Origin of the sequence: Pseudomonas sp. 11/12A, from assembly GCF_000800055.1 — a bacterium.
Lineage (GTDB): Bacteria > Pseudomonadota > Gammaproteobacteria > Pseudomonadales > Pseudomonadaceae > Aquipseudomonas > Aquipseudomonas mohnii.
In genome coordinates this window covers 3093535-3116618 of sequence record NZ_JUGV01000001.1, presented here as the reverse complement: position 1 = coordinate 3116618, position 23084 = coordinate 3093535, and the positions used below count along the sequence as shown (strand labels likewise).

Below are 23084 nucleotides of genomic sequence, written 5' to 3'. Positions count from 1 at the left end.
GTGCTGCTGCGATTTCATCAATGAGTGCCTGAGGCGGCTGCGCGGCATACTTCCTCTCCGACCACGACAGCGGCTCAGACTGGCGGATCATCTCGTTCAGCAGGTCGAACGCCGACCCAGCCGGTGACGGTTTGAATGCTGGCTGCTTCGGGGGAATCGTACATCACGGCATTTTCTTCAGGCATGACTTCGTCCTTGCCGCTATAGCGGCTGAAAGTTGTACAGGTAATTTGAGTTCGTACAGCTGTTGAGACCAACTGTCCGATATCGGTTCTGCTTTGTTGAACTTCTCTCGCGTGGGTCTGGTTTTGGGCTCTACTGTCCATCACAGAGAGCAAACGGGAGGGCTCTATGAGACTTCGAGGCGATGTTTTTTGGGAATGGGCAGACCCTGAACTCCACACCAGAACACACGATGAAACTCTCAATGATGGGACTTTTATTGACGTGCAGGTCAGGCTATCGCGTGCCGGAAAGACTGAAATGTTCATTGGGATTTATGCTCCCGATGGCGTGGCGTTGCATGAAGAGGCTGACGACTCACATTCACAAGAATCAATGACAAGAGTTTTGGCTTGGGGTGTCGGTCGCGCTCGTCAGTTGGCCGCTAGCGGAGGTGCCAACACTTGCCAATCAGCGACCTCGAAATAGCGGCTGACTTTGAAGGGGGAGGGGTTACTGCGGGGTGATGCGGTTAGCGCGCTTGCGGAGCTCGAACACCATGCTGCGCAGATCTACCAAGGCTTCCTGCAGGTCTTGACGTGCGGAGTCGATCGCTTCGAATGACTCGCCTTCTCCTTCTATCGCCACCTTCATCAGCTGCGATCAGAGCCAACCCGTCAGCCTGGAATTCGGCTAACACATGATCGGCGGACTTCGCCATGTACTCCGCGTGTTCAATGGCGTAGTCCTTTGGCGAGCGATCAGCACGGGTTCCGGCCAGCTCATCAATCCCCTGATCCGCTGTGCTCAGGCGCTGCTGCAGGGCCTCCTCGCGAGTCCTGATATCCTCGAAGTGCTGAGCCAGGGTGCACTCTAAGTCGCCGGCCCCGTTCGATCGTTTCGGCGCTCGGCTCTCAGGACAATTCGAACTCCTCGCGGGAGTAGGGCGTGAACCCGAGGCGCTCGGTAAATCCCGATCGCGTGACTGGATCCTGCAGGACGCGAAACAGGTTCACGATATCGCCGTCTAGATCGTTGTACACCTCGGCATACGATCGAGGCTTCTGCATCAGTACTCCGGCCGCTCCGCCGAATGACTCGACGTAGCAGGTGTGTGGCGGGAAGTGTTGAAGCACCCAAGGCGCGAGCCGGAACTTGGCGCCGTGGTAGCGGATGACTGGTGCTGTGATGGTCATAAGTAATTTCCAGGCATACGCCTGCCTCGCCGGCTGGCGTGATTCGCTGATGTGGGGTATTTGTGTTCGGCCCGGCATGGAGCCGGAAGGAGAGACAGCAGTGAGCGATGAGTTCTACAAGAGGCTATTGGGCATATCAAAGCAGAATCAACTTGTCTCGGGTGACTCGATTTACGGTATTACGACAGGGGAAGACATTCTGAATTTCTCTGAAAGGGATGCAGCAGGCAGCACTGTTGCCCACTACCGCGTGGTCGAGCAGCGAATTGGTTACTTAGGGGAAGGCGGCTCAATTACTTGGCACAGAACAGAAGTCAAATCCAAACAGGATTAAATCCAACAGGTGAAGGTGGGTCAGGCGAAGCTGTCGAGCTGCGCCGCCTGGCGCGCGCTTTCGCCGTGCAGTAGGCGCGCCAGCTCTTGCCGCGCCGCTTCGAATGACAGCCAAGAACCCGGCCACTGAGCCGGGTTTTTATTGCCTGAATTTTGCGTGGGAGAGCTGTGGCCAAGTTATCGAACGCCTAATCCGAAGCTTGACTATATAAAATGCCCGGCACATGTCCGGGCCTTTTTTGGGACGAGCAGTATCGACGGGTCTGCAATTGCAAACTTGTGCGTATCAAGAATCAGCATTCAATCCATTTGAATTCGTGCCTAATGTTCTCCTTGATTTTTACACTTGAGCCGTATTCGTTGTAGTCAGCTTTTGAATTGTGAATCAAGCCAGTGGTCTAGCTCAGACACTGAATGGCGTTCGCGCATAGGCACGTGACTGAGGCTGTCTGCGATCTTGAGTCTATTTTGGTGCGTCGTCTCATAACCTCTTGTTATTAAAAACGTTTCAATATACTCAGATACACTTATGATCTTATTGTCAGAGGTGAACACTGCACTGAAACCTGGTTTGTCTCGCGAATCGTTTTGATCTTTATATTCCAATTGGCTCACCTTTTTAAAAAGGGAATTTGGTTTCCCTTTTTAAAATATGATCCTGTTTTGCTTAGTTGACTCAAAAGTCAGCTATTTTATTTTTTAATGGGTGTCAGGCAGCGTGTCAAAAATGTAACGTTCTTTATATGACTCTTTCGAATAACGAAAAGCCAAGAGGGTCCTGCTGGAAGGCCTTTGGCTTCGTTGCGGTATTGGCGGCTGTCGTGGTCATGGCGATGATGCTGCCCAATGGGACCTGGCTGAGCTTCGCCGGAACCTGAATGGGGCGAATCAGTAATCCGCGACAGGTCGTAAGAATGCGGGCAACGTGGTTTATCCGTTGCCGGTGTCGCGGTGAGTCAGCGGGGGAAAAGGCATGATGGTTACCCTCCGACAAGAGAAAAGCGAGTTTTCTCCTGTCGGACCCTGTCGGGCATTGGAGCTGTCAGCGCTCTTCAAAGCTGTACGCTAATGAGCGCGCCCTCTGCTTTACGATATTGGCGGGATTACTTCTCGACCAGGATTTTCGGGTTGGCACTGCCCCAGACGGTGTAGAGGTCGGCCAGTAGCGCACCGTTGATCTCTTCGACTTCAGCCTGGCTGACTTCGCTTGCGCCTTGTTTGCCAAATAACACCACTTCATCACCCGCCTTGACGTCGGGCGCATCCGTGACATCAACCATCACTGTGTTCATCGAAACCTTGCCCACCACTGGCACACGATGACCATTGATCAACACCACGCCTTTATTGGTGAACACACGGCGATATCCATCGGAGTAACCGACCGTGATGTTGGCCAGCTTCGAATCACGTGTCAGGGTGAACGTGCGGTCGTAACCCACTGTGTTCCCGGCAGGGTAGCTATTGACCGAGGCCACGTGCGACTTGAACTGCATCACGCGTTGATACTCAGTACGCGAGAGGACGGTATCGCCAAACAACGCGCCGCCCGTGCGCACCATGTCCAGGCGCGACTCGGGTACTTCCAGGGTGGCGAAGGAGTTAGCTGCGTGCAGGGTTATCTTGCTGCGGTCGAGTTGCGCGACATCCATCAGCCAGGCGGCTTGCTCATTGAAGGTAGCCAGCCCTTTACGCACATCGTCCTTATCCTCCACGGCGAAGTGGGTCATGATCGCTACCACTTCGATATTTGGCAGCTTGGTGATCGCTAGCGCGTCTTGCTTACCCAGCTTGGTGGCCATTTCAACGCCGTTACGGCTCATGCCGCTTGAGTTGAGGCCGATGTGCACCTGCAATTTGCGACCATGTTTATGTGCAAGATCGGCCGCTTGGCGGGCGAAATCGAGATTACCAACCAGTTCTTCGACGTTGTACTGCAGAGCATTTTCGAGCTCCCCCAGGGAGGCGGTGCGAACACGGATCAACTGACCTTTAAATCCGCTTTCTCGAACCACTCGCGCCTCTTCATTACTGGCGACCGCCACACACGGTACACCCAGCGCAATCACCGAAGGCATCACCAACCCTATGCCATGACCATAAGCGTCGGCCTTCAGTACCGCGCAGAGTTTCGACTTGCCAGCCAGTTCGGCTTGCAGGGTTTGGATGTTGTGCTCGAGCGCGGCCTTGTTGATTTCAATCCAGGCATTACTGATTTGAGCCGTCAGCTCGGTATTGCCGTTTGTGAGTGACAGTGGTGGCGCCGCTTGGACCTGGCTTTGCAAAAAGATCAGGCCGAGAGACAACGCTAGAGCAGTACGGGTAAAGGGCATTTGAAACTCTCCATGTAATCGGTCTTTTTTTATTATTCCGGTACCGATTATTGGAAGGCTGTGTAAGTTACCGTTGTACGCTGGGTTCAAAGATGTAAAAAAATGTAAGGAATTTGTTTGCGCTCACCTAGGCCCTATGCGATGGCATCAGGCGATTTGCCGCCAAGACCATAAAGGCGCATGAAGAAATCACTCGACGCACGACCATCGCGCTGTTCAATGCAGTCATTCAGGGTACGCCCGTGGATGAAGGTCGACTGCGCGGAGACTGGCAAACCACGGTCGGCGAGCCTCGCAGCCCCCAGCCCCCTTTCCTGGCGACTGATACGACCCTCCGACGGTGGAGGTGTGGCAGAGAAGGGAATTCGCCCGCTTTTTCGCCCCGTCGAGCTAGCCACACCCCCATTTGAGTGTAGATCAGATGTCTGAAACCAAAATCAACGGCGCATTGATGGCTGACCAAGCACAAACTTCGGGAGCTGGATATTCCGGCCATGCCCGAGGGCATGGGCTATCTGGCCGGCTTGTACTGGGAGCTCAAACGCACCAGCGATCCGCTGACCTGGCAGGAAATGGACGCCTGGACGCGGATGATGCATCGGCAGATCGAGCCGGAAGAGGCCCGGGTGTTGATGAAGATGGACGGTATTCACTGCCAAGTGATGAATGAGCCCTAATAGTTATTGCGATATCGAGCCTGCGGCTTTTAGGTAATGTTTCAACATCACGTGGATCTGTTCTTCATAACCCGGCTCAGGTTCAGTGCTTAAATCAGGGCCAATCTCTTGCATAACCTGCGCGAACAGCGAAGCGTCGAGCGCATTGGAGCGTCGAAGCGTTTCAATGAGAGCTAAAATCGCATAGGTGGCAGCAACTCCATTGGCCTTGGCGTACAGGGGATTGTCTGCATACTCGAGGGGCATTTTTGACTATCTCTCAGCAAGGGGAGCCACCAAGCTACTACGGGGTAGTAGCGCGCTGCCACTGAGCATTCAGACAGGCTGGATGGGCGACCAGCCAAATGCTAAGGTCAGTATTCAATCGAGCGAAGGAGACGCATCGTGGCAGCAGTAAAGACCTACGTGTTTAAGCTGAAAGCAAAAAATGGCAGCGGCATGAGTAACGTGCTTCAGAACGGAACCGATGCCCGGGATGCGGAGAGAAAAATTCTGCAGAAGCATCCTGGTGCGACAGTCCTGGAAGTGAGAGAGCAGTGACAGGAAGCCCAGCCCCGCGCTGGGCTTTTTGCATCTGGCGGTATCCTGTCCGCGTGCAATACAGATGCTTGCCGTGCGGCGGCGATCATGAGCCTGATCCAGTCGGCGCGCATGAATGGGCATGATCCGTACGCTTATCTAAAAGATGTGCTAACGAGACGACCGACGCAACGCGCAACCTACGTACATCAACTACTACCACATTTGTGGTCAGAATCCCGTCTGATACAGGAAGCCGTGCCTTCAGGTATGGATGGGCAGCGCCAACCCGAAAAGTACAAAAAATCCACCACAGACTTTATTGAATCGGCGCCCGGTTCGGGCTAACCAAGGCCTGACCCGATGTGCAGCGCTGGCCACTAAATACTCAACGGCGAACTCCACGACGGCGTAAGTCAGCGCGATGGCGGCCGTCTGCGCGACGATGCTTCTGTGGGGATCCAGGAATGGTGGGATAAACGCCGTGAATAGCAGCAGTGCCTTGGGGTTTGAAATGGCTGATACCAGCCCTTGGCGGAACAGTGACCAACGTCGCATGATGGTAGTGCCGGTCGTATCAAGGCTGACGGGTGCAGCCCGCCACAGCCCGAAGCCCAACCAGATCAGATAGAGCCCCCCGACAACCTTCAAGGCTATGAACCAGGTGGCCGACGCCTGGATCAGTGCGCCCAATCCCAATGCGCAAAGCGAAAGCACGACTGCAAAGCCGAGCACGCCACCGGTGATAGTGAACAGCGTTTTCCGACTCCCGTGAATAGCTCCATGGGTCAGCACCAATAATGCATTGGGCCCCGGTACTACCGCGATGCCGCAGCAGGTAAACAGATAGAGCAACCAGGTCTCAAATGGCATGATCAGATCCAGTATGTGTTGATTCAGGCCAGCATCTTGCGGATGAGCTGTCATCATGAAAAGCGCATAATTCACGTCGTAGCCATTCGATTAACGAATAGAGGTAACAGCGATGCCTGCCAGTGATTTGCAGATCGATTGGCTCAAGTGCTTCGTGGCAGTGGTGGATGCAGGTTCGCTATCTGGCGCAGCCCACGAGGTAAACAGATCGCAATCCGCCGTCAGCATGCAGATGAAGAAACTGGAGGCCGCGCTTGGGCGGCAGTTGTTGAGTCGTGGCCCGAGGCACCTACAACTGACCGCTGACGGCCAGATACTGCTGAGCTACGCTCGTCGCATGCTCGCACTGCACGCTGAGACCCAAGCCGCTTTTCACGGTGAAGAGTTAACCGGACGAATCCGCCTTGGCGTCGCGGAGGACTACGCGGCAAAGTATCTCACGCCGGTTCTGAAGCGCTTTTCGCCGCGCTACGCAGGCGTGGAAATAGAACTGACCTGTGAGCAGTCGACCACGCTTATCCCGCGTGTGCGAAGCGGCGATCTTGATCTTGCGCTGGTGTCTAGGGACTCGCCTCAGAGCGGCACATTTCTCTTCAAAGAACCCATGGTTTGGGTGGGCTCACTCCAGTTCGAACTGTGGAGGCGAGACCCGGTGCCTATCGCCGTCTACGAAAGTGAAAGCCTGGCCCGGCGTTATGCAGTGAACTCACTGACCCAACAGGGACGCGAATTCAAGGTGGTATACAACAGCTCCAGCCTGGCTGGTCAGGTGGCCGCAGTTGAGGGTGGGCTCGCTATTGCCGCGATCACTCAGTGCAGCGTGCAGGCATCGCTTCACGTCTTAAGTAGCGAGCACGGCTTAGGAAACATTGAACCTATGGAAGTCTCGATTTTACGTAGCCGAGCCTCTCGCGGGTCTAAAGCGGTCAATAGCCTTCATGCTTTCATCATCAGCGCGCTAAGACCTCAGGCGTAGTCAAATGCTATCCCTGTGATTCGCGAGCTTCGTATCTCGAACGAGACGAGTGATCGTTTCGTCAGTGCGGGCAGTCAATTTGTCCGCAGGGTTGATCAGCTCACTCGGCGCGTTGCGCTACTGTGCAATCCAATACAACCACATCACGAGACGCCAGCAACGGACCCATACATTCCTTGAAGTGCTGGTGTACAGGTTCGTAGTAATGCGCATCTCTGACAATCGGTTGGACAACGTAGTCGTTACGGTCGTCCTGAGAGCGGAAGGTCACCACAATGCCTTGTGTCAGTACGCCTGGGTGAATGCGTCGGGGACGTACGATCAGCCGATCTCCGTTTTTACATCATCATATTGATATACCGAAGCACTCCAATATCGGCTGCCGTTACGTCGTTGGCGAGTCCACCCGTTTGCCAGCAGTCGTTGGGAAATCATTCGATTCATAACGCCATGACCGACTAGCAGAACCGGCCCTTCACAGGCAAGGGACTGCAGCCGTTGAGTTGCCGCGCTGGCGCGCCGCCTCGCGGCGCCGAAGGATTCGACGCCGCTCGAATAACCGCACAGCCATAAGACTCGAAAGATAAATGCCCAAGAAAACGGCGATAGTCGGGGAAATCTCCAACGACCATTAGGCAGTTGTGCTTCGCAGAAAAGCGCGTCGACGACAGCAGGCTTCAGCCCGAGCACCTCGACAGAGGTCAGCGCACGAGGCGCGCTGCTTGAAACAATCATGGTGGCGGCTGCGGCGAGTCGCAGGCTGGCGTCCGGAGCGGGATGGCGGATGATTTCGGATCGGTTGTATTGCTCGATCCAGTCTTTCATCTCGAGCATTGAGATTTTTTCGGTCGTAGCCATATTTGGCTGGCCGTGACGCATCAGGATTATTGTCTTGCTCACAGTTTGTTTTTGTCCTCGTTATTCTTAAACCAGCCATGTAGCCGATACCACGCCACAGTGTCAAAAATGGTCTGCTCCAGCACTCGAAAACTCAGGCCAAGATCTTGTTCACTCTTACGGTGGTTAAAACAGGTACGGTGCTCCTCTCGTATCAATAGGCGCAATGTCGCCATGCTCAGCAAAACAGGCTTGCCGGTAAGGCGCGCGTAGACCTCCTGCACCGCCGCCAATAGGTATAGCGCGGGCAGTGGCAGTTGCCTGATAGGGGTTTTGACGCCCGCTATACGGCCCAGGACCGGTACCAACTGGCGCATGGTTAAGTTCCGACCTGCCGCGAGATAGCGTTCTCCTCGTCGTCCATGTTTGGCCGCGGCAATCTGGGCCCATGCCACATCACGGGCGTCGACCACCGAGAAGGTGCCGGGGATCAGCCCGGGCAACTTGCCGTTGACGACATCCTTGACCAATTGTCCCGAAGAGGTCGGGCCCATATCGCCAGGTCCCCACATCCAGCCGGGCAGAACCATGCAGGCATGCATTTGAGGATGGGTTTCAAGAAACGTCAAGACGACACGGTCAGCGAGGATCTTGCTGCGGTAGTAGTCATCCGCATCGGCTTCGGACCGCAGACATGTCTCATCGATAGAGGTGCCAGGTTCCCCGTCGAGCACGGCGATCGAAGAGGTATGGATAAACCGGCGTATCCCCGCGCGGTAGGCCTGGTGAAGCAACTCTCGCGTACCGGCGACATTGATCTTTTCGAGTGCTTCCCAGTGGCGGCCACCCTTGTAGTTTTCGCGAAAGAACGCCGCCGTATGAAACACGGTATCGCAGTCTTGCAGCGCCGATGCGAACGCGTCGATATCGGCCATGTCACCCACGACCAGTTCCACACTCGGGAGGTCGTTGAACTGCTGCTCGCCTTTGTCTCTTGAACGGACGAGAGCTTTGACGGCGTAGCCACGTGCGACCAGTTCCCGCACCAGGTTGTTTCCCAGCAAGCCGGTTGCGCCAGTGACGAATGCGTTGCGCATGGGACCCGTAGTCATACATTCCATTCCAGTCGTTTCGAAGGCCTGTAGATATACCGTTGAGGCCGGTCCTGAAAAACAGCGACTACTGCATAATGGCTTTGCATATATGCAGACCCTGGAGGATGGGAGGTATGGCGTTGCAGGCAAATTGGGATGATCTTCGTCTGCTGTTGGCGGTCTCGCGGCGTGGCAGTTTTCTTCAAGCTGGCCAACTGCTAGGTATCGCGGCGTCTACCGTGTCCCGTCGCCTGACCCAACTGGAAGCTGCCCTGGGTGAGCCGCTCGTTGAGCGAGGCGTTGAAGGCTGCTGGTTGACCTCGCGGGGCCAATCCCTGGTGGAAGTCGCTCTGGCTGCGGAAGCGGGCTTGAGGCGTCAAACGGCGGCGGACCTGTCCGGGGAGCGCGCAGAGCTATATGGCAGTGTCCTGGTCAGTGCCGGTGAGGGGTTTTCTTCTTGTGTGTTGGAGGCCGCAAGTCGTTTTACTTCCCTGCATCCGCGCTGCTCCGTGGAGTTACTGGTCACCGCCGACTTTCACAAGATCGTTCGCGGTGTGGCGGATATCGCTATACGCACAGCGCATCTGGGCGAGCCATCGCTGATTTATCGACCCATAGGCAAGCTCGCCTACGGCGTCTTCGCTGATGCAGGGTACCTGAAGCGATCTCCAGAGGTGAGCCCGGCAACAGCGCTCAACATCGCCTTGCTTCCTCCGCTGGATATGTTGCCTCAAATGCGTGCCGCAAAGGCTGCGGGTCTGGACCGTGCACACATCAGCGTGAACTCGTTCGCCGTACAACTGGAGTCGGTGAGGCAAGGTATGGGCGTGGCTGTACTGCCGCGTATTCTGGCGAAGGACCTGACTGAGTTGTTCCCTGAGCTTGAACTCCCAGAGATGGAGGTCTATCTGGTAACCCGGCCTCAGGCGTTGAAACAGGCGCACATCAGATGCTTCTTTGAGATCCTGGAGCAGGTATTGCTCGAAGGCCTCTGCGTTGAAAACGTCGAAAATTAAAGGTGGCGCGCGCTCACTTGAACGCTCAACGCCCAAAACAACCAAGAGCGTATGGCTCATCCGGCGATGTACAGCCCCCGTTTACGTGCAACGGGTGCTGCCCATGTTGGCGCATCAAAGGTTTTGATTGTCGAGGCGTCGTTTAAAAGCGCCGAGCGCAGTACCAATCAGTGGGCCCGTCACCGGGTCGGTGGCAATGCTCTCGGCGCTTGATCGACTGGACAGGAGGTTAACAGTGATTGACGCTTCCTCGATGATGCGAGCCGACATCGTATCCAGGACCAGCCGCAATGCAGCTTGGGCGTGACTGGCTCTGGGTGATGAGTTGAAAAGCGCGACAGGCTTGCCCGGGAACTCTTCACTGCTCACGAGCCAATCGAGCATGTTTTTGAATGCGCCAGGAATACCTCGAGCGTACTCGGGGCAAGAAAACAACAGCCCATCCGCCTGCCCGATAATTGCACGTAACTCTGTGACTGCCTCGGGGGGATCCTCGAGCAGATCCGGGTTGAAGTGAGGCAGTTGAGCCAGGCCTTCGTAATGCACGACCAATACCCCTTCGGGGCATAGTCGCTCAGCTGCTCGTAACAAAATTGAGTTGGAGGAGGCCTGACGCAAACTTCCAGAAACAGCCAGCAGACGCACCATTTCAACACCGTTCGTGATTCGTAAGTCGGTGAAGTTTCGCACGAGCCGGACCTCATGCACCATTGCTGCGTAGCAATGCAGAAATGGCAATCTGATCCTTTGTTTTATGTTGGATCTGAGCCTTTTTTTGGCTGGTCGGTGCTCTATACAGTGCGCGACCGACACGCTAGTGGACAGTAATCGGCCGCCCACTATTCCAGGCTCTCTGAAGACCGGACGACCTTGAGAGTCTTCAGGAACTACCATGAATACTCGTCGCACGAGCTTTCACAGCAAGACACTGCGCGAATCGCAACGTGACATTCTCGGTATGATCGCGACCGATCATCTTCTAGGCGACATACTCTGCGCCATCTGCCAGATGCTTGACGATCAGGCGCCCGAAACCTTCTGCTCGATACTGCTCACGGATGCCGAGGGCAAACGCTTGCTGAGCGGTGCGGCGCCCAGCCTGCCGGTCGAATACAGTGACGCGATTCATGGAATGGCCATTGGTCCACACGAAGGAACCTGTGGCACCGCAGCGTTCCGGCGCGAGCTGGTGGTCACCGAAGACATCGCCCGTGACCCAAGCTGGGAGCGTTTTCGCGGGATAGCGCTGGGGCATAACCTGCGTTCCTGCTGGTCGGTGCCTTTGCTCTCCCATCAAGGAAGCGTGTTGGGTACATTTGCCCTGTACCAGAGTCGCGCCCATGTGCCGGACGAGGCGCAGATTCAACGACTGGCCTGCGCGGCCCAACTGGCAGTCATTGCGATCCGCCGTGAGCGTGACGGCCAGCGTCTGGAGGAAAGCGAACAACGTTTTCGTTCATTGTTCACCTACAACCCCAACCCGGTGTTCGCCCTCGATCTGGCCGGCAACATTCAGAGTGTGAATCCAGCAGGCCTGAAGCTCAAGCCGCACACCGCAACCGACTTCATCGGTCACCACTTTGCCAATCTGGTGCTCGAAGAAGACCTGCAACGGGTCAGTCGGCATTTCTCTGCAGCCAGGACCGGAGAGCCCCAGCGCTTTGAGGCACGGGTTCGCGACGAGAACGACAAGCTGTTGACCATGGACATTTCCAACCTGCCGATCATGATCAATGGCGAGATCGTAGGGGTATTTGGAGTGGCCAGGGACATCAGCGAGCAAAAGCATTACGAGCGCCAGTTGAGCTTCAACGCCTGCCACGATCGTCTGACTGGTTTGCTTAACCGTGTATCTCTTGAAGACCGCCTTGTTCTGGATTGTCACATCAGTCGTCGGCGCAAGCGTCGTCTGGCGGTGATGTGCATTGATCTCGATGGATTCAAATCCATCAACGATTCGATCGGACACTACTTTGGCGATCAGGTGCTGATTGAGGTGGCGCAGCGTATGACCCAGCAGGTTCGTCCCGGAGATACCATCGTGCGCATGGGCGGTGACGAATTTATCGTTCTGCTGCCGGACCTGCTTCGTGATGAGGACGTTGTACCGGTGGCCGAGCGATTGATGGCCAGCATTGCCAGACCCTACTGCATCCAGGGCATTGACCTGCACGTGAGTGCAAGTATCGGCATCACCCTGAGCGATGGTCACATCGAGCAGCCGATGCAGCTGATCCAGCAGGCTGACATGGCCATGTACAAAGCCAAACAGCAAGGGCGCAACAACTTTCAGTGGTACACCCGCGATCTTAATCAGCGCGTTTGCGAGCACGCGAGCCTGCGCAATGACCTGCAGAAGGCGATCGAAACTCAATCGTTAACGCTGCATTATCAACCGCAGATAGAGGCACGCACGGGGCGGGTGGTCGGGATCGAAGCGTTGCTGCGCTGGGAGCATCCGGAAAAAGGATTTATCTCTCCAGCGGTGTTTGTGCCGGTGGCAGAGGACAGTGGTCAGATCATTCCACTGAGCCTTTGGGTGCTCGATACGGCCTGCGCGCAGCTGCGCCAGCTAGGCGAGCAGGGCATCACGGGCATCTCGATGGCCGTGAATATTTCGCCGATGCATTTTCAGCGTGGCCATTTCGTCCAGTGTGTCCAAGCCACACTGGAGAAGCATGGTCTCAGTGGCGAGCAGCTGGAGCTGGAGATCACCGAGTCGCTTCTGTTGCATAACGCTGAACAGGCGATCGATACGTTGCACCGGCTCAAGGCGTTGGGGGTACGCATTGCGCTCGATGATTTCGGCACCGGTTTTTCCAGCCTCAGCTACCTCAAGCGTTTGCCGATCGACAAGATCAAGATCGACCGCTCGTTCATCCAGGAAATCGCCACCGATCATCACGATGCAGCGATCACCCAAGGCATTATTTCCATGGCCCATCACCTCAGCCTGACGGTGGTCGCCGAAGGCGTGGAAACGACGTCTCAGGTGGATTTTCTGAAGGGCAGTCGCTGCGATATTTTTCAGGGGTATCACTTTGCCAAACCGATGCCCTATACAGAAATCGAAGCTTTTCTGAGCCATCCCGCGTCCCATCCCTGACCGGCAATTCGGTCTGGTCCCAGTCCTGGAAATCAGACGCTAAGGCAAATTTTCAGACCCCAACGCAGAACTCCCTCTCCCCAGGCAAGGCGCTCCCGGCGCCTTTCTCACACACTCGGCTCTAACGCTATCGCGCTGCATAACAACAAGAGCCGCGAAAAAAATGACGAGTTTCCAACCTGCTACCGAAAGCCAGACCGGCCACATCGGCGCCCGCCAGACCCGTGTCGAGGACGCCGCATTGTTGCGTGGCCTGGGCTGCTATGCCGATGACGCTGCGATCCCTCCGGGTACGCTACATGCGGCGATCACTCGTTCACCCCACGCTCATGCACGGATCACCTCGGTGGATTTTTCCGATGCATTGCTGATGAAAGGCGTGCACGGCGTGCTGGTCGGCGAAGATGTCAAACGCTGGGCGCTGCCGTTCCCGGTGGGTGTGCGTCAGCCGATGGAGCACTGGTGCGTCGCCGTGGACAAGGTGCGCTACGTTGGAGAGCCGGTGGCCGTGGTGATCGCCGAGAGCCGCTATCTGGCCGAGGACGCCATCGAAGGGGTGCGCGTTGAATACGAGCCGCTGCCCCCGATCATCGATCCCGAACTGGCCACCGCCGAACAGGCGCCGATCCTGCACGAAGCGGTCGGCAGCAACGTGGTCAACGAACGGCGCTTTCGTTATGGCGAGCCAGAGCAAGCCTTCGAGCAGGCGCCGCACAAGGTCTCGCTCAAAGTGAAGTTTCCGCGCAGCTCCTGCACACCCATTGAATGCTATGTGGTGCTGGCTCAGTACGAGCGCGCTACCGGCATTTATGACGTGCTGGCCAATTTCCAGGGCCCCTATGCGCTGCATACGGTCATGGCCCGTGCACTGAACGTGCCCGGTAACCGCTTGCGTTTGCGCACCCCCAAAGATTCCGGCGGCAGCTTTGGCATCAAGCAAGGGGTTTTCCCTTATGTGGTGATGATGGGTCTGGCGTCACGCAAGGTTGGCGCACCGGTGAAGTGGGTCGAGGACCGTCTGGAACACTTGCAGGGGGCTTCTTCGGCGACCAATCGGGTGACCGAAATCGAAGCGGCGGTAGAAGCAGATGGCCGCATCACCGCTTTGCGTTATGACCAGATCGACGATTGTGGCGCCTACCTGAGAGCGCCCGAACCGGCAACTTTTTACCGCATGCACGGCAACCTGACGGGGGCCTACGCAATCCGCAATTTGCAAGTGCGCAACCGGGTGGTGCTGACCAACAAAACCCCTTCCGGCCTGAACCGTGGTTTCGGTGGTCCGCAGGTGTATTTCGCCCTTGAGCGGCTGCTGCAACACATCGCCGTGCAGTTGAAGCTTGATCCGTTGGACGTGATCCGCCGCAACCTGGTGCCGGCCGATGCCTTCCCTTATCGCGCGGCCGCCGGTGCGCTGCTCGACTCCGGCAATTACCAGGCAGGCATTGCCTTGGCGGTGGCTGATGGCGGTCTCGACGAGTTGCTCAAACGTCGTGATCAGGCGCGTGCCGAAGGCCGAATCTATGGCATTGGGTATGCCGCCGTCATCGAACCCTCGATTTCCAACATGGGTTACATCACCACCGCGATGACACCCGAAGAGCGGCGCAAGGCCGGCCCGAAAAACGGCGCTGTCGCAACCGCAACCATCAACGTCGGCCCATTGGGTGACGTCAGCGTGCACGTATCCTCGGCACCGCAAGGGCAGGGTCATCAAACCACCGTCGCTCAGGTCGTCGCCGAAGTGCTTGGGGTTGCGCTGGAATCCATCGTGGTCAACGTCGAACTGGACACTCAGAAAGACGCCTGGTCGATTGCCTCGGGCAACTATTCCAGTCGCTTCGCCGGCGCTGTGGCCGGTGCCGTCTACAAGGCCGCGCTGAAGATCCGTGATCGCCTCGCCGCAATTGCCGCCGAGCAATTGCAGGCCAGTCCCGAAGATATTCGTTTCGCGGGCGGCAAGATTTTTGTCGTCAATGGCGGGGCGGTGGCGCCATTCCATCGGATTGCCGGTGCGACCCACTGGTCGCCGGGGCTGCTGCCGGAAGGTGAAAGCGGTGGTTTGCGCGAAACCGCCTTTTGGAGCCCGCCGCAATTGGTGGCACCGGACGATCAGGATCAGGTGAATAGTTCGCTGTGCTACGGCTTTGTCTTCGACATCTGTGGTCTGGAAATCGACCGCATGACCGGCGAGATCCACATCGATCGCTACGTCACCTGCCATGACGCCGGCCGCCTGCTCAACCCCGCGCTGGTCGATGGCCAGATTCGTGGTGGCTTCACCCAAGGCCTCGGCGCGGCGTTGATGGAAGAGTTTGCCTATGGCGAGGACGGCAGCTTTCTCTCCGGGACCTTCGCCGATTATCTGGTGCCAACCGCGCCGGAAGTGATCGAACCGGTGATCCTGCACATGGAAACGCCATCACCGTTCACCCCACTGGGCGCCAAGGGGGTGGGCGAGGGCAACAATATGAGCACGCCGGTGTGCATCGCCAACGCGGTGGCCGACGCCCTTGGTCGCTCGGACATTCGTCTGCCACTGACACCCTCGAAAGTACGCACGCTCATCGGCATCGACGAGCCACCACGGCCCGCCGGTATGGAGCCCGATGACAACCTGGACGCAGCACCTGCCGGTGGACCGGCACTGCGGGCCAACGACTCGGTGGTGATTCCTGCTTCGCCGCAACAGGTCTTCGATACCTTGCTCGACCCGCAGACGCTGGCGGCGATTATTCCCGGTTGTCACGACCTCGTGCTTGAAGGCGAAAACCGTTACCGCGCAGACGTCACCGTGGGCGTCGGCATGATCCGTGCGCGCTTCGAGGCCAAGGTTGCCCTGAGTGATCTGGACCCGCCGCATTCATTGCGTCTGTCCGGTTCCGGCAGCAGCTCGATGGGTTCGGCTCAAGGCCAGGCCAAGGTGCGTTTCGTCGAACTGGAAAACGGCCACACACGTCTGGAATACCAATACCAGGTGGCGGTCAGCGGCAAAGTCGCCGCGGTCGGCGGCCGAATGTTGCAAGGGGCCTCGAAAGTGATCATCGGACAAATCTTTACTCGCCTGTCGCAACGGATCAGTGGCCAAGCCATCTCCACCGGCTGGTGGGCGCGATTGCGTGCCTCGCTTGGCGCGCTGTTTGGCAAGGGAGGTGCGCAATGAAACCGGCTGCTTTCGATTACGTTCGGGCGGACTCCCGTCGTCAGGTGGTTGAGTTGCTCGCCGAGTACGGCCAGGAAGCTCGCATCATCGCCGGTGGTCAATCGCTGATGGCGGTGCTCAACATGCGTCTGGCTCAACCCAAGTTGCTGATCGATATCAATCATGTGGCTGACCTGGCCTATATCGAACGGCGCAAGGATTGCCTGGCCGTAGGTGCCGGGGTACGACAGGCGCAGTTGCTGGCACGTTCGACCCTGATGGACGAAGTGCCTTTATTGGCCCTGGCGATGCCCTGGATCGGTCACTTCCAGACGCGTAATCGCGGCACCGTCTGCGGTTCGGTGGCTCACGCCGACCCCAGCGCCGAGTTGCCGCTGTGCCTGGTGACGCTGGGCGGCGAGATCGTTCTCGAGTCGAAAAAAGGCCAGCGCATCGTCAAGGCTGCCGACTTCTTCCAGGGCATTCTCACCACCGACAAGCGTGCGGATGAACTGGTCGTCGAGGTGCGTTTTCCGCTCAAGCGCGAAGGCATCACCTATCGCTTCCGCGAAATCGCCATGCGCCACGGCGACTTTGCAATTGTCTCCCTGGCTGCGGCCATCGGCACAGACCAGGTCGAACTCGGCATCGGCGGGGTCGCCGACCGTCCGCAACGTCGCAGCCTGCCACGGGGTGCGGCGCTGCCGGACGCGCTCAATCAAACCGCCTGGTCGCTCGATGCACAAGACGACGTGCAGGCCAGCGCTGCCTATCGCCGCCAACTGATTCGCGAGCTGGGTCATCAGCTGATCGAAGGAGTCTGAACATGCGTGTAACTGCCGACCAAACCTTTCCGATTCGCCTGGAACTCAATGGCCGCTCCCGCGAAGCGTTGGCTGAACCGAGGACCCAACTCTGCGACTTCCTGCGACACGACCTCGGTGCCACCGGTGTCCATGTCGGATGCGAACACGGTGTCTGCGGTGCCTGCACAGTGCTGGTGGACGGAGTCGCCATGCGTTCCTGCCTGATGCTTGCGGTACAGGGGCACGAGCGGCGTATCGAGACCGTCGAGTCGCTGGCCGATGACGACACGCTGAGCGACCTGCAACAAGCCTTTCGCCGTCATCACGCCTTGCAGTGCGGCTTTTGCACTGCGGGCATTCTCATGTCCTGCGTGGATTTCCTCGAACGGGTACCCAACCCGGACGAGACCCAGGTACGCGACATGCTTTCGGGGCATCTATGTCGCTGCACGGGCTACACCGGCATCGTCCAGGCCGTGCTCGAAGTCGCTGCCCAGCGCCAAACGAACAAAGGGGTATAACAATAATGTTCGATCTCGGACGCAGCTTCCTCGCTGCCGTTGAACGCAGACCGCATGCGGTGGCGGTCAGTGACGGTGCGTTGAAGAAAACCTATGAAGACTGGTTCGTCGATATCCAGAGCGCAGCTCGGGGCTTGCAACGTCTCGGGCTGCAACGCGGTGACCGACTGCTGGTAGCGATGCAGAACCGCTGGCAGATGGCGACTCTGCATTGGGCCTGTCAGTTTGCGGGCGTCGTCATGACCCCGTTGAACTGGCGTTCGACTGCCGATGAGCTGGGCTACTGCATCGAAGATGCGCAAATCCGCGCACTGGCTTACGACGACGCGACCGTGGCCGCTGTGGCCGGTTGCAGCGCCGCCACAAGGCTGCCACGGATCGCCGCCGGTATCCGCGCCGCCGACACCGACCTGAGTTTCGAGGAACTGTGTTCACAGACCCCGTCCGGAATCATTTTGCAGGCCGACGCCGAAGACTTTTCACTGCTGCTGTACACCTCCGGCACCACCAGCAAGCCCAAGGGCGTGCCCCGTCGGCACCGTTGCGAACGCGCCGCGGCGGTTGCCCACGTAGCGCAAAACCTCTACCGCCAGAGCGAGTGCACGCTGGGTGTCATGCCGCTTTACCACACCATGGGCGTGCGTTCGTTGCTGTCCATGGCGCTGATCGACGGGCATTTCGTCTGTGTGCCGAAGTTCGATGTGGAAGCCACGCTGCAGGCCATCGAGCGGGAAAAGGTCACCAACCTGTACCTGGTGCCGACGCTCTACCACATGCTCATCGAACACTCGGCCTTTGCCCGCGAGCGAGTAGCCAGTGTGGAGAAAATTGGCTTTGCCGGCGCACCGATGAGCGATGGCTTGATGCGTCGCGTCGAGCAGGCATTCCAGCCGCAATTGTTCGTCAATCATTACGGCAGCTCGGAGATCTACACCTTCACCATCGACCAGCAAGCCAACCGTAAACCCGGTTCGTCAGGGCGCAGTGCAATGAACCAGCGAGTGCGCGTGGTGCCGATCGATGCAGAAACGGTAGACGTGCAGGCCAAGCCGTTGGAGGAGGGCCAGATCATCGCCGACCTGGCGAGTGACGAGGCGTTCGAAGGCTACCTGAACCGCCCCGAAGCAACCGCCAAGGCGTTGCGAGACGGATGGTATTTCACCGGTGACATCGGCTACTTCGATCTGGAGGGCGATCTGTTCGTCACGGGTCGTGTCGATGACTTGATCATCACCGGCGGCGAAAACGTCAGCCCGGCGGAAATCGAGAACATGCTCTCTCTGCACCCGGCAGTAGAAGAAGTGGTGGTGGTCGGTCTGCCGGACGAGCAGTGGGGCAAGATCATTGCTGCGTTTATCAAGCTGCGCGCCGAAGTCTCGGAAGGCGACCTCGATGCCCATTGCATCGCCTCGGGCCTGGCCAAATTCAAGCGGCCACGCCGTTATCAGTTCATCGATCAGATTCCCAAATCTCCAGTCGGCAAGGTGCTGCGACGCGTGCTGCTGGCCCAATTCCAGGAACAGGCCTTGAAGGCCATCAGCTAATCATCCAGAGGACACTCACATGCAACAACAAGCGATCCAGCAATTTCTCGACACTCAGTTCGATGGCTTCCAGGTTGAAGTCGATGTGTCCCGCGAGCGCGCCGACATCATCCTCAACCGGGCACCGTTGAACGTCATATCCATGGGGCAGCGCGATCAGCTGCGCCTGGTCTTCGAAGCCCTCGATGCACACCAAGGCGTGCGCGTCATCGTGCTGCGCTCGGTGGGTGAGCACTTCTCCAGCGGCGGCGACATCAAGGGCTTCCTCGAAGCGTCGCCGGAGCACGTTTCGAAGCTGGCCTGGAACGTCGCGGCACCGGCACGTTGCGAAAAACCGGTGATCGTTGCCAACCGTGGCTACACCTTCGGTGTCGGTTTCGAACTGTCCCTGGCCTGCGATTTCCGCATTGCTTCGCAAACCACTCGCTACGCTTTGCCTGAGCAGAACCTGGGTCAGATCCCGGGTTCGGGTGGCTCCGCACGCTTGCAGAAGATCATCGGCATCACCCGCACCAAGCACATGGTGATGCGCGCCAAACGCATTACGGGCGACCAGGCCTATGCCTGGGGTATCGCTACCGAGGTCGTGCCGGATACCGAACTGGAAAGCACCGTCGATGCGTTGGTCGATGAACTGCGGCGCTTCTCGCCGCTGGCTCAACGCACGGCGAAAAAACTGATCAACGACAACGAAGATGCGCCGCTGACCGTCGCGATCGAAATGGAAGGTCACTGCTACAGCCGACTGCGCAGCTCCAAGGACTTCAAGGAAGGCGTCGAAGCGTTTCACAGCAAGCGTCCGGCAGCGTTCACCGGCGAGTAAATGCGTACCGGCGAGCAGGCCCGGGAGCATGTCGGAAACGGCGTGCGCCCCTACGGAGCAGGGCCTGCCGCCCCTTCACTGAAACTGATAGGGCGCATCAATATTCGTTAATAGAAAACCTGTTGCGGGGCTCTTAGGGTGAGATCGGCTGCACCGAAATCCGTCCAATAAATATAAAAATCGGAGTTCCACTTATGGCTTCTAGCTGGCTGGTATTAACCATCGTGGCCGCCTACATGGTGGTCTTGGCGTTGATCAGTTTTTGGGTTCGACGCTCTACACAAAGCGCGAAAAACTTCACCACCGGAGGCAAGGACTTCCCGGCGGTGCTGATCGGTTTTCTGATGATGTCCGAGTTCATTGGCACTACCGCGAGCATTGGTACGGCTCAGGCGGGTTACACCTATGGCATTTCCGCTGCCTGGAACATCGCCGCCCTGGGCGTCGGTTTCGTGATCTTCTCCATGCTGTTGGCGAAGAAGTACAAGGACCTCGGCGAGAACACCATTTCCGGGGCGCTGGCCCGCACTTACGGCGAGCCGGTACGCTTCGCCACGTCAGTGATCATGATCTGCGCGCTGTCGATCGTTGCGGTCTCAATCTATGCCAGCGGCGGGGCAGTGCTCGCGACCTTGCTGGGCATCGAGCGGACGTCCGCGATCATCATCGTTGGTATTGTTTCGGTGCTTTACGTCGGCATCGGTGGCATGCGCTCGGTGATCTATACCAACGTCTTGCACGCGCTAATGATGTACGCCGGGATCATCCTCGCCTTGGGTTTTGCCTTGAGCAAGGTTGGCGGCATGGGCGAGTTGGTGGCGCGACTGCCAGCGCCGATGTTCGAAGTCGGCAACGTCGGTTGGCCGAAGATTTTCGCCTGGCTGGTGACCGGTATCGGCGCGACGTTCGCCACCCAGTATGTGGTGCAGGCGGTGAATACCGTCAGCGACGGGCGCAAGGCCCAACACGCGAGTTTCTACTGCGCGTTGATGTTGATTCCCTACGGCTTGATCGCTGCGATGGTGGGGATGTGCAGCGCGGTGCTGTTTCCGCAGATTCCTTCGTTGCAGGCCTTTCCGCAAATCCTCGGGCACATGCACGAATGGATGGCCGGGATCGTCGTCGCAGGACTGGCCGGGGCGCTGTTAGGCACCATGGCCGCGCTAACCATGGGCATCGCCACGTTGTTGCTCAAGGACTTCTATCAGCCGTTCTTCAACCCACAACGTGATGATCGCAAGAACCTCAATTTTGCCCGGACCGCGACCATTATCGCCGGCCTGCTGCCCATCACGCTGGCGCTGTACGCCTCCGACGTGCTGGTGGTGACCTTCCTCGCCAAAGCCTTGCGCGCCTCACTCGCGGTGCTGGTGCTGATGGTGTTTTACGCGCCGACATTCGGCACGCGGCAGGGTGCGTTCATCAGCATCATCGCGTCACTGATCATCACCATCGGCTGGTTCCTGATGGGCAATCCCTACGGCATCGACAACGCCTACATCGCGCTGGCCACGCCACTCGTGATCATGACCCTGAGCCATTTACTGCGCGGTGGCAAACCTGAACACACCGACAGCGCCAAACCCATCAGTGCGAGCGCTACCGGACGCTGAACCCCAACGATTTAAACGGGCATGCCGCCGGGTGACCGGGCATGCCACCAAAACAATAATGACGAGGTAAGGCCATGCAGCCTGTGACCCTTTCCACCCCCGAAGCCGACATGGCGGGGGACTTGCCAGCAGGCGCCAGCCTGCGTGGCTGGCTCGACCACATGCAGCGCCAGCAGCGTTTGGCAATGATCCGTCCCGGCGTGGACCTGCGTTTCGGCGTTGCAGCGATTGCTAATCGTCTGGACGGCAAGAGCGCTTCACTGTTTCCCCAGCCTGGCGGCCACTCGATTGCGGTGGTTTCCGGCCTGCTGTCCGACCGGCAGTGGATGGCCGAGGCCATGGGCGTGGAGTCCGCTGAAGTGTTGGCGCGTTTCGAAACGGCCAGCCTCAATCCGCTGCCGTGGCGCGAAGTCAGCGATGCAGCTTGTCAGCAAGTGGTGCATCGCGAGATCGACCTGAACAAACTGCTGCCAATTCCCACCCACAACGAGCACGATAGCGGCCCTTACATCACCGCTGGCCTGCTGATTACCCGCAACCCACGCACCGGGGTGCAGAACGTTTCGATTCACCGCTTGCAGGTGAGCAGCCCTAATCGCCTGGGCGCACTGCTGCTACCACGCCATGCGCTGGCCTTCTTTCAGGAAGTCGAGGCGCTGGGTGAGGATCTGGACGTGGCGGTGGTAATTGGCGCTGATCCGCTGACCTTGCTGGCGTCCCAGGCCATCGTGCCGATCGATCACGACGAACTGGAAATCGCCGGCGCGCTGCATGGCCGTCCGCTGGCGGTAACGCGCTGCGTGACCCATCAGATTCGCGTGCCTGCCGACGCCGAGATCGTCATCGAGGGCCGGTTGCTGGCCAAGGCACGGGAGATGGAAGGGCCGTTCGGCGAGTTTCCGCAGTACTACGGCGAGCGCGCCGAACGCCATGTGATCGAAGTCGACGCCGTAACCCATCGTCACAACCCGATTTTTCACACCATCGTCGGCGGCGGCCTGGAGCACTTGCTGCTCGGCGGCATCCCGCGCGAAGCGACCATGCTCGCGCACTTACGCCGCAGCTTTCCGTGCGTGCGTGACGTGCACCTGAGCAAGGGTGGAGTGTGTCGTTATCACCTTTATGTGCAGATCGACAAACGCTCCGAAGGCGAGGGCAAGAACGTCATCCTCGGCGCGCTGGGCGGTCACTACGACATCAAGCATGTCACCGTGGTGGATCTGGATGTGGACATTCATGACCCTACCGAAGTCGAGTGGGCGATTGCCACCCGTTTCCAGGCCGACCGCGACCTGGTGCTGATCCACGAATCCCAGGGCTCGAAACTCGACCCGTCCACCCGTGACGGTGTCGGCTCGAAGATGGGCTACGACGCCACGGTTCCGTTGTCGGCACCGACCATGCGCTTCAAACGAATCCAGGTGCCGGGCCAACAGGAAGTCGAGCTCGACAAGGTGGCGCACGCGTCGCCGCAGGACTGGCAACGCGAGCTCCAGACGCGCGATTGAACCCG

At 58.1% G+C, this 23084-nt stretch carries 22 protein-coding genes and 1 pseudogene; 15 read left to right on the top strand and 8 right to left on the bottom strand.

Going from position 1 to position 23084, the window contains the following annotated elements; translation table 11 throughout:
• Positions 1-351 precede the first annotated feature (351 nt).
• A complete protein-coding gene (locus tag GQ39_RS33345; RefSeq protein WP_081997914.1) occupies positions 352-651 on the top strand; it encodes a hypothetical protein in 300 nt (99 codons plus the stop codon).
• A 24-nt stretch (positions 652-675) separates the two neighbouring features.
• On the opposite strand, the gene GQ39_RS32880 is transcribed toward GQ39_RS33345, so the two are convergent.
• Together GQ39_RS32880 and GQ39_RS14290 are read right to left on the bottom strand one after the other, a co-directional pair.
• On the bottom strand, positions 676-816 hold the full coding sequence (locus GQ39_RS32880; protein WP_161793934.1) for a hypothetical protein: 141 nt from the start codon (positions 814-816) through the stop codon (positions 676-678).
• Between the two features lie 260 nt (positions 817-1076).
• Complete coding sequence (locus GQ39_RS14290; RefSeq protein ID WP_236693104.1) at positions 1077-1358, bottom strand: DNA adenine methylase; 282 nt, start codon at positions 1356-1358, stop codon at positions 1077-1079.
• On the opposite strand from GQ39_RS14290, the gene GQ39_RS14285 reads away from it, so the two are divergent.
• Positions 1351-1692: a hypothetical protein gene (locus GQ39_RS14285; RefSeq protein ID WP_047530912.1), complete on the top strand. Its 342-nt coding sequence runs from the start codon at positions 1351-1353 to the stop codon at positions 1690-1692. The two genes, GQ39_RS14290 and GQ39_RS14285, sit on opposite strands and share 8 nt — an antisense overlap.
• Positions 1693-2794: 1102 nt before the next feature.
• Here the strand turns inward: GQ39_RS14285 and alr are convergent.
• The gene (gene alr, locus GQ39_RS14280; RefSeq protein WP_047530910.1) at positions 2795-4024 is read right to left on the bottom strand and encodes an alanine racemase; all 1230 of its coding nucleotides are present in this window, start codon (positions 4022-4024) and stop codon (positions 2795-2797) included.
• 494 nt (positions 4025-4518) lie between these two features.
• On the opposite strand from alr, the gene GQ39_RS14275 reads away from it, so the two are divergent.
• Positions 4519-4701: a phage tail assembly chaperone gene (locus GQ39_RS14275; RefSeq protein WP_047530908.1), complete on the top strand. Its 183-nt coding sequence runs from the start codon at positions 4519-4521 to the stop codon at positions 4699-4701.
• A 3-nt stretch (positions 4702-4704) separates the two neighbouring features.
• On the opposite strand, the gene GQ39_RS14270 is transcribed toward GQ39_RS14275, so the two are convergent.
• Positions 4705-4947 carry a hypothetical protein gene (locus tag GQ39_RS14270; RefSeq protein ID WP_047530906.1) on the bottom strand — a complete coding sequence of 81 codons (243 nt, stop codon included), beginning with the start codon at positions 4945-4947 and terminating at the stop codon, positions 4705-4707.
• Between the two features lie 138 nt (positions 4948-5085).
• On the opposite strand from GQ39_RS14270, the gene GQ39_RS32875 reads away from it, so the two are divergent.
• Positions 5086-5241, top strand: a complete 156-nt coding sequence (locus tag GQ39_RS32875; protein WP_158249407.1) for a hypothetical protein — start codon at positions 5086-5088, stop codon at positions 5239-5241.
• Between the two features lie 72 nt (positions 5242-5313).
• Positions 5314-5451 (top strand): annotated as a pseudogene (locus GQ39_RS31520) (transposase domain-containing protein); the annotation flags it as partial.
• A 33-nt stretch (positions 5452-5484) separates the two neighbouring features.
• On the opposite strand, the gene GQ39_RS14265 reads toward GQ39_RS31520, so the two are convergent.
• Positions 5485-6093, bottom strand: a complete 609-nt coding sequence (locus tag GQ39_RS14265; RefSeq protein ID WP_047538887.1) for a LysE family translocator — start codon at positions 6091-6093, stop codon at positions 5485-5487.
• A 112-nt stretch (positions 6094-6205) separates the two neighbouring features.
• Between GQ39_RS14265 and GQ39_RS14260 the strand changes: the two genes are divergently transcribed.
• Positions 6206-7069 carry a LysR family transcriptional regulator gene (locus GQ39_RS14260; RefSeq protein WP_047530904.1) on the top strand — a complete coding sequence of 288 codons (864 nt, stop codon included), beginning with the start codon at positions 6206-6208 and terminating at the stop codon, positions 7067-7069.
• A gap of 321 nt (positions 7070-7390) precedes the next feature.
• Here the strand turns inward: GQ39_RS14260 and GQ39_RS14255 are convergent, their stop codons facing one another.
• Both GQ39_RS14255 and GQ39_RS14250 read right to left on the bottom strand, forming a co-directional pair.
• Positions 7391-7948: a histidine phosphatase family protein gene (locus GQ39_RS14255; protein ID WP_081998018.1), complete on the bottom strand. Its 558-nt coding sequence runs from the start codon at positions 7946-7948 to the stop codon at positions 7391-7393.
• Positions 7949-7965: 17 nt separating this feature from the next.
• Positions 7966-9003, bottom strand: coding sequence for an SDR family oxidoreductase (locus tag GQ39_RS14250; protein ID WP_047538884.1), 1038 nt, complete (start codon positions 9001-9003; stop codon positions 7966-7968).
• A gap of 131 nt (positions 9004-9134) precedes the next feature.
• Between GQ39_RS14250 and GQ39_RS14245 the strand changes: the two genes are divergently transcribed.
• A complete protein-coding gene (locus GQ39_RS14245; RefSeq protein WP_047530899.1) occupies positions 9135-10016 on the top strand; it encodes a LysR family transcriptional regulator in 882 nt (293 codons plus the stop codon).
• A gap of 114 nt (positions 10017-10130) precedes the next feature.
• Here GQ39_RS14245 and GQ39_RS14240 read toward each other — a convergent pair whose 3' ends face one another.
• Positions 10131-10664: an NADPH-dependent FMN reductase gene (locus tag GQ39_RS14240; protein WP_047538882.1), complete on the bottom strand. Its 534-nt coding sequence runs from the start codon at positions 10662-10664 to the stop codon at positions 10131-10133.
• A 244-nt stretch (positions 10665-10908) separates the two neighbouring features.
• Between GQ39_RS14240 and GQ39_RS14235 the strand changes: the two genes are divergently transcribed.
• The 8 genes from GQ39_RS14235 (at position 10909) to GQ39_RS14200 (ending at position 23079) form a co-directional block, all read left to right on the top strand.
• The gene (locus GQ39_RS14235; protein WP_047530897.1) at positions 10909-13122 is read left to right on the top strand and encodes a putative bifunctional diguanylate cyclase/phosphodiesterase; all 2214 of its coding nucleotides are present in this window, start codon (positions 10909-10911) and stop codon (positions 13120-13122) included.
• A gap of 163 nt (positions 13123-13285) precedes the next feature.
• A complete protein-coding gene (locus tag GQ39_RS14230) occupies positions 13286-16285 on the top strand; it encodes a xanthine dehydrogenase family protein molybdopterin-binding subunit (protein ID WP_047530895.1) in 3000 nt (999 codons plus the stop codon).
• The gene (locus GQ39_RS14225; protein WP_047530893.1) at positions 16282-17088 is read left to right on the top strand and encodes an FAD binding domain-containing protein; all 807 of its coding nucleotides are present in this window, start codon (positions 16282-16284) and stop codon (positions 17086-17088) included. The genes GQ39_RS14230 and GQ39_RS14225 overlap by 4 nt, the downstream gene beginning before the upstream one ends.
• A 2-nt stretch (positions 17089-17090) precedes the next feature.
• Positions 17091-17591, top strand: coding sequence for a (2Fe-2S)-binding protein (locus tag GQ39_RS14220; RefSeq protein WP_008060977.1), 501 nt, complete (start codon positions 17091-17093; stop codon positions 17589-17591).
• 5 nt (positions 17592-17596) lie between these two features.
• Positions 17597-19135 (top strand): AMP-binding protein, encoded by a 1539-nt coding sequence (locus GQ39_RS14215; protein ID WP_047530889.1) that lies wholly within the window; start codon positions 17597-17599, stop codon positions 19133-19135.
• 19 nt (positions 19136-19154) lie between these two features.
• Entirely contained in the window at positions 19155-19958 is an 804-nt protein-coding gene (locus tag GQ39_RS14210; protein ID WP_052193588.1) for an enoyl-CoA hydratase/isomerase family protein, read from the top strand.
• A 194-nt stretch (positions 19959-20152) separates the two neighbouring features.
• A complete protein-coding gene (locus GQ39_RS14205; protein ID WP_047530888.1) occupies positions 20153-21571 on the top strand; it encodes a sodium:solute symporter family protein in 1419 nt (472 codons plus the stop codon).
• Positions 21572-21645: 74 nt separating this feature from the next.
• Entirely contained in the window at positions 21646-23079 is a 1434-nt protein-coding gene (locus tag GQ39_RS14200; protein WP_047530886.1) for a UbiD family decarboxylase, read from the top strand.
• The last annotated feature ends 5 nt before the right edge of the window (positions 23080-23084 follow it).

Excerpts from the sequence above, each read along its gene's own strand:
- GQ39_RS33345 (WP_081997914.1), top strand. The coding sequence starts at position 352 with ATGAGACTTCGAGGCGATGTTTTTTGGGAATGGGCAGACCCTGAACTC.
- GQ39_RS32880 (WP_161793934.1), bottom strand. The coding sequence starts at position 816 with ATGAAGGTGGCGATAGAAGGAGAAGGCGAGTCATTCGAAGCGATCGAC.
- GQ39_RS14285 (WP_047530912.1), top strand. The coding sequence starts at position 1,351 with ATGGTCATAAGTAATTTCCAGGCATACGCCTGCCTCGCCGGCTGGCGT.
- GQ39_RS14290 (WP_236693104.1), bottom strand. The coding sequence starts at position 1,358 with ATGACCATCACAGCACCAGTCATCCGCTACCACGGCGCCAAGTTCCGG.
- alr (WP_047530910.1), bottom strand. The coding sequence starts at position 4,024 with ATGCCCTTTACCCGTACTGCTCTAGCGTTGTCTCTCGGCCTGATCTTT.
- GQ39_RS14275 (WP_047530908.1), top strand. The coding sequence starts at position 4,519 with ATGCCCGAGGGCATGGGCTATCTGGCCGGCTTGTACTGGGAGCTCAAA.
- GQ39_RS14270 (WP_047530906.1), bottom strand. The coding sequence starts at position 4,947 with ATGCCCCTCGAGTATGCAGACAATCCCCTGTACGCCAAGGCCAATGGA.
- GQ39_RS14265 (WP_047538887.1), bottom strand. The coding sequence starts at position 6,093 with ATGCCATTTGAGACCTGGTTGCTCTATCTGTTTACCTGCTGCGGCATC.
- GQ39_RS14260 (WP_047530904.1), top strand. The coding sequence starts at position 6,206 with ATGCCTGCCAGTGATTTGCAGATCGATTGGCTCAAGTGCTTCGTGGCA.
- GQ39_RS14255 (WP_081998018.1), bottom strand. The coding sequence starts at position 7,948 with ATGCGTCACGGCCAGCCAAATATGGCTACGACCGAAAAAATCTCAATG.
- GQ39_RS14250 (WP_047538884.1), bottom strand. The coding sequence starts at position 9,003 with ATGCGCAACGCATTCGTCACTGGCGCAACCGGCTTGCTGGGAAACAAC.
- GQ39_RS14245 (WP_047530899.1), top strand. The coding sequence starts at position 9,135 with ATGGCGTTGCAGGCAAATTGGGATGATCTTCGTCTGCTGTTGGCGGTC.
- GQ39_RS14240 (WP_047538882.1), bottom strand. The coding sequence starts at position 10,664 with ATGGTGCGTCTGCTGGCTGTTTCTGGAAGTTTGCGTCAGGCCTCCTCC.
- GQ39_RS14235 (WP_047530897.1), top strand. The coding sequence starts at position 10,909 with ATGAATACTCGTCGCACGAGCTTTCACAGCAAGACACTGCGCGAATCG.
- GQ39_RS14230 (WP_047530895.1), top strand. The coding sequence starts at position 13,286 with ATGACGAGTTTCCAACCTGCTACCGAAAGCCAGACCGGCCACATCGGC.
- GQ39_RS14225 (WP_047530893.1), top strand. The coding sequence starts at position 16,282 with ATGAAACCGGCTGCTTTCGATTACGTTCGGGCGGACTCCCGTCGTCAG.
- GQ39_RS14220 (WP_008060977.1), top strand. The coding sequence starts at position 17,091 with ATGCGTGTAACTGCCGACCAAACCTTTCCGATTCGCCTGGAACTCAAT.
- GQ39_RS14215 (WP_047530889.1), top strand. The coding sequence starts at position 17,597 with ATGTTCGATCTCGGACGCAGCTTCCTCGCTGCCGTTGAACGCAGACCG.
- GQ39_RS14210 (WP_052193588.1), top strand. The coding sequence starts at position 19,155 with ATGCAACAACAAGCGATCCAGCAATTTCTCGACACTCAGTTCGATGGC.
- GQ39_RS14205 (WP_047530888.1), top strand. The coding sequence starts at position 20,153 with ATGGCTTCTAGCTGGCTGGTATTAACCATCGTGGCCGCCTACATGGTG.
- GQ39_RS14200 (WP_047530886.1), top strand. The coding sequence starts at position 21,646 with ATGCAGCCTGTGACCCTTTCCACCCCCGAAGCCGACATGGCGGGGGAC.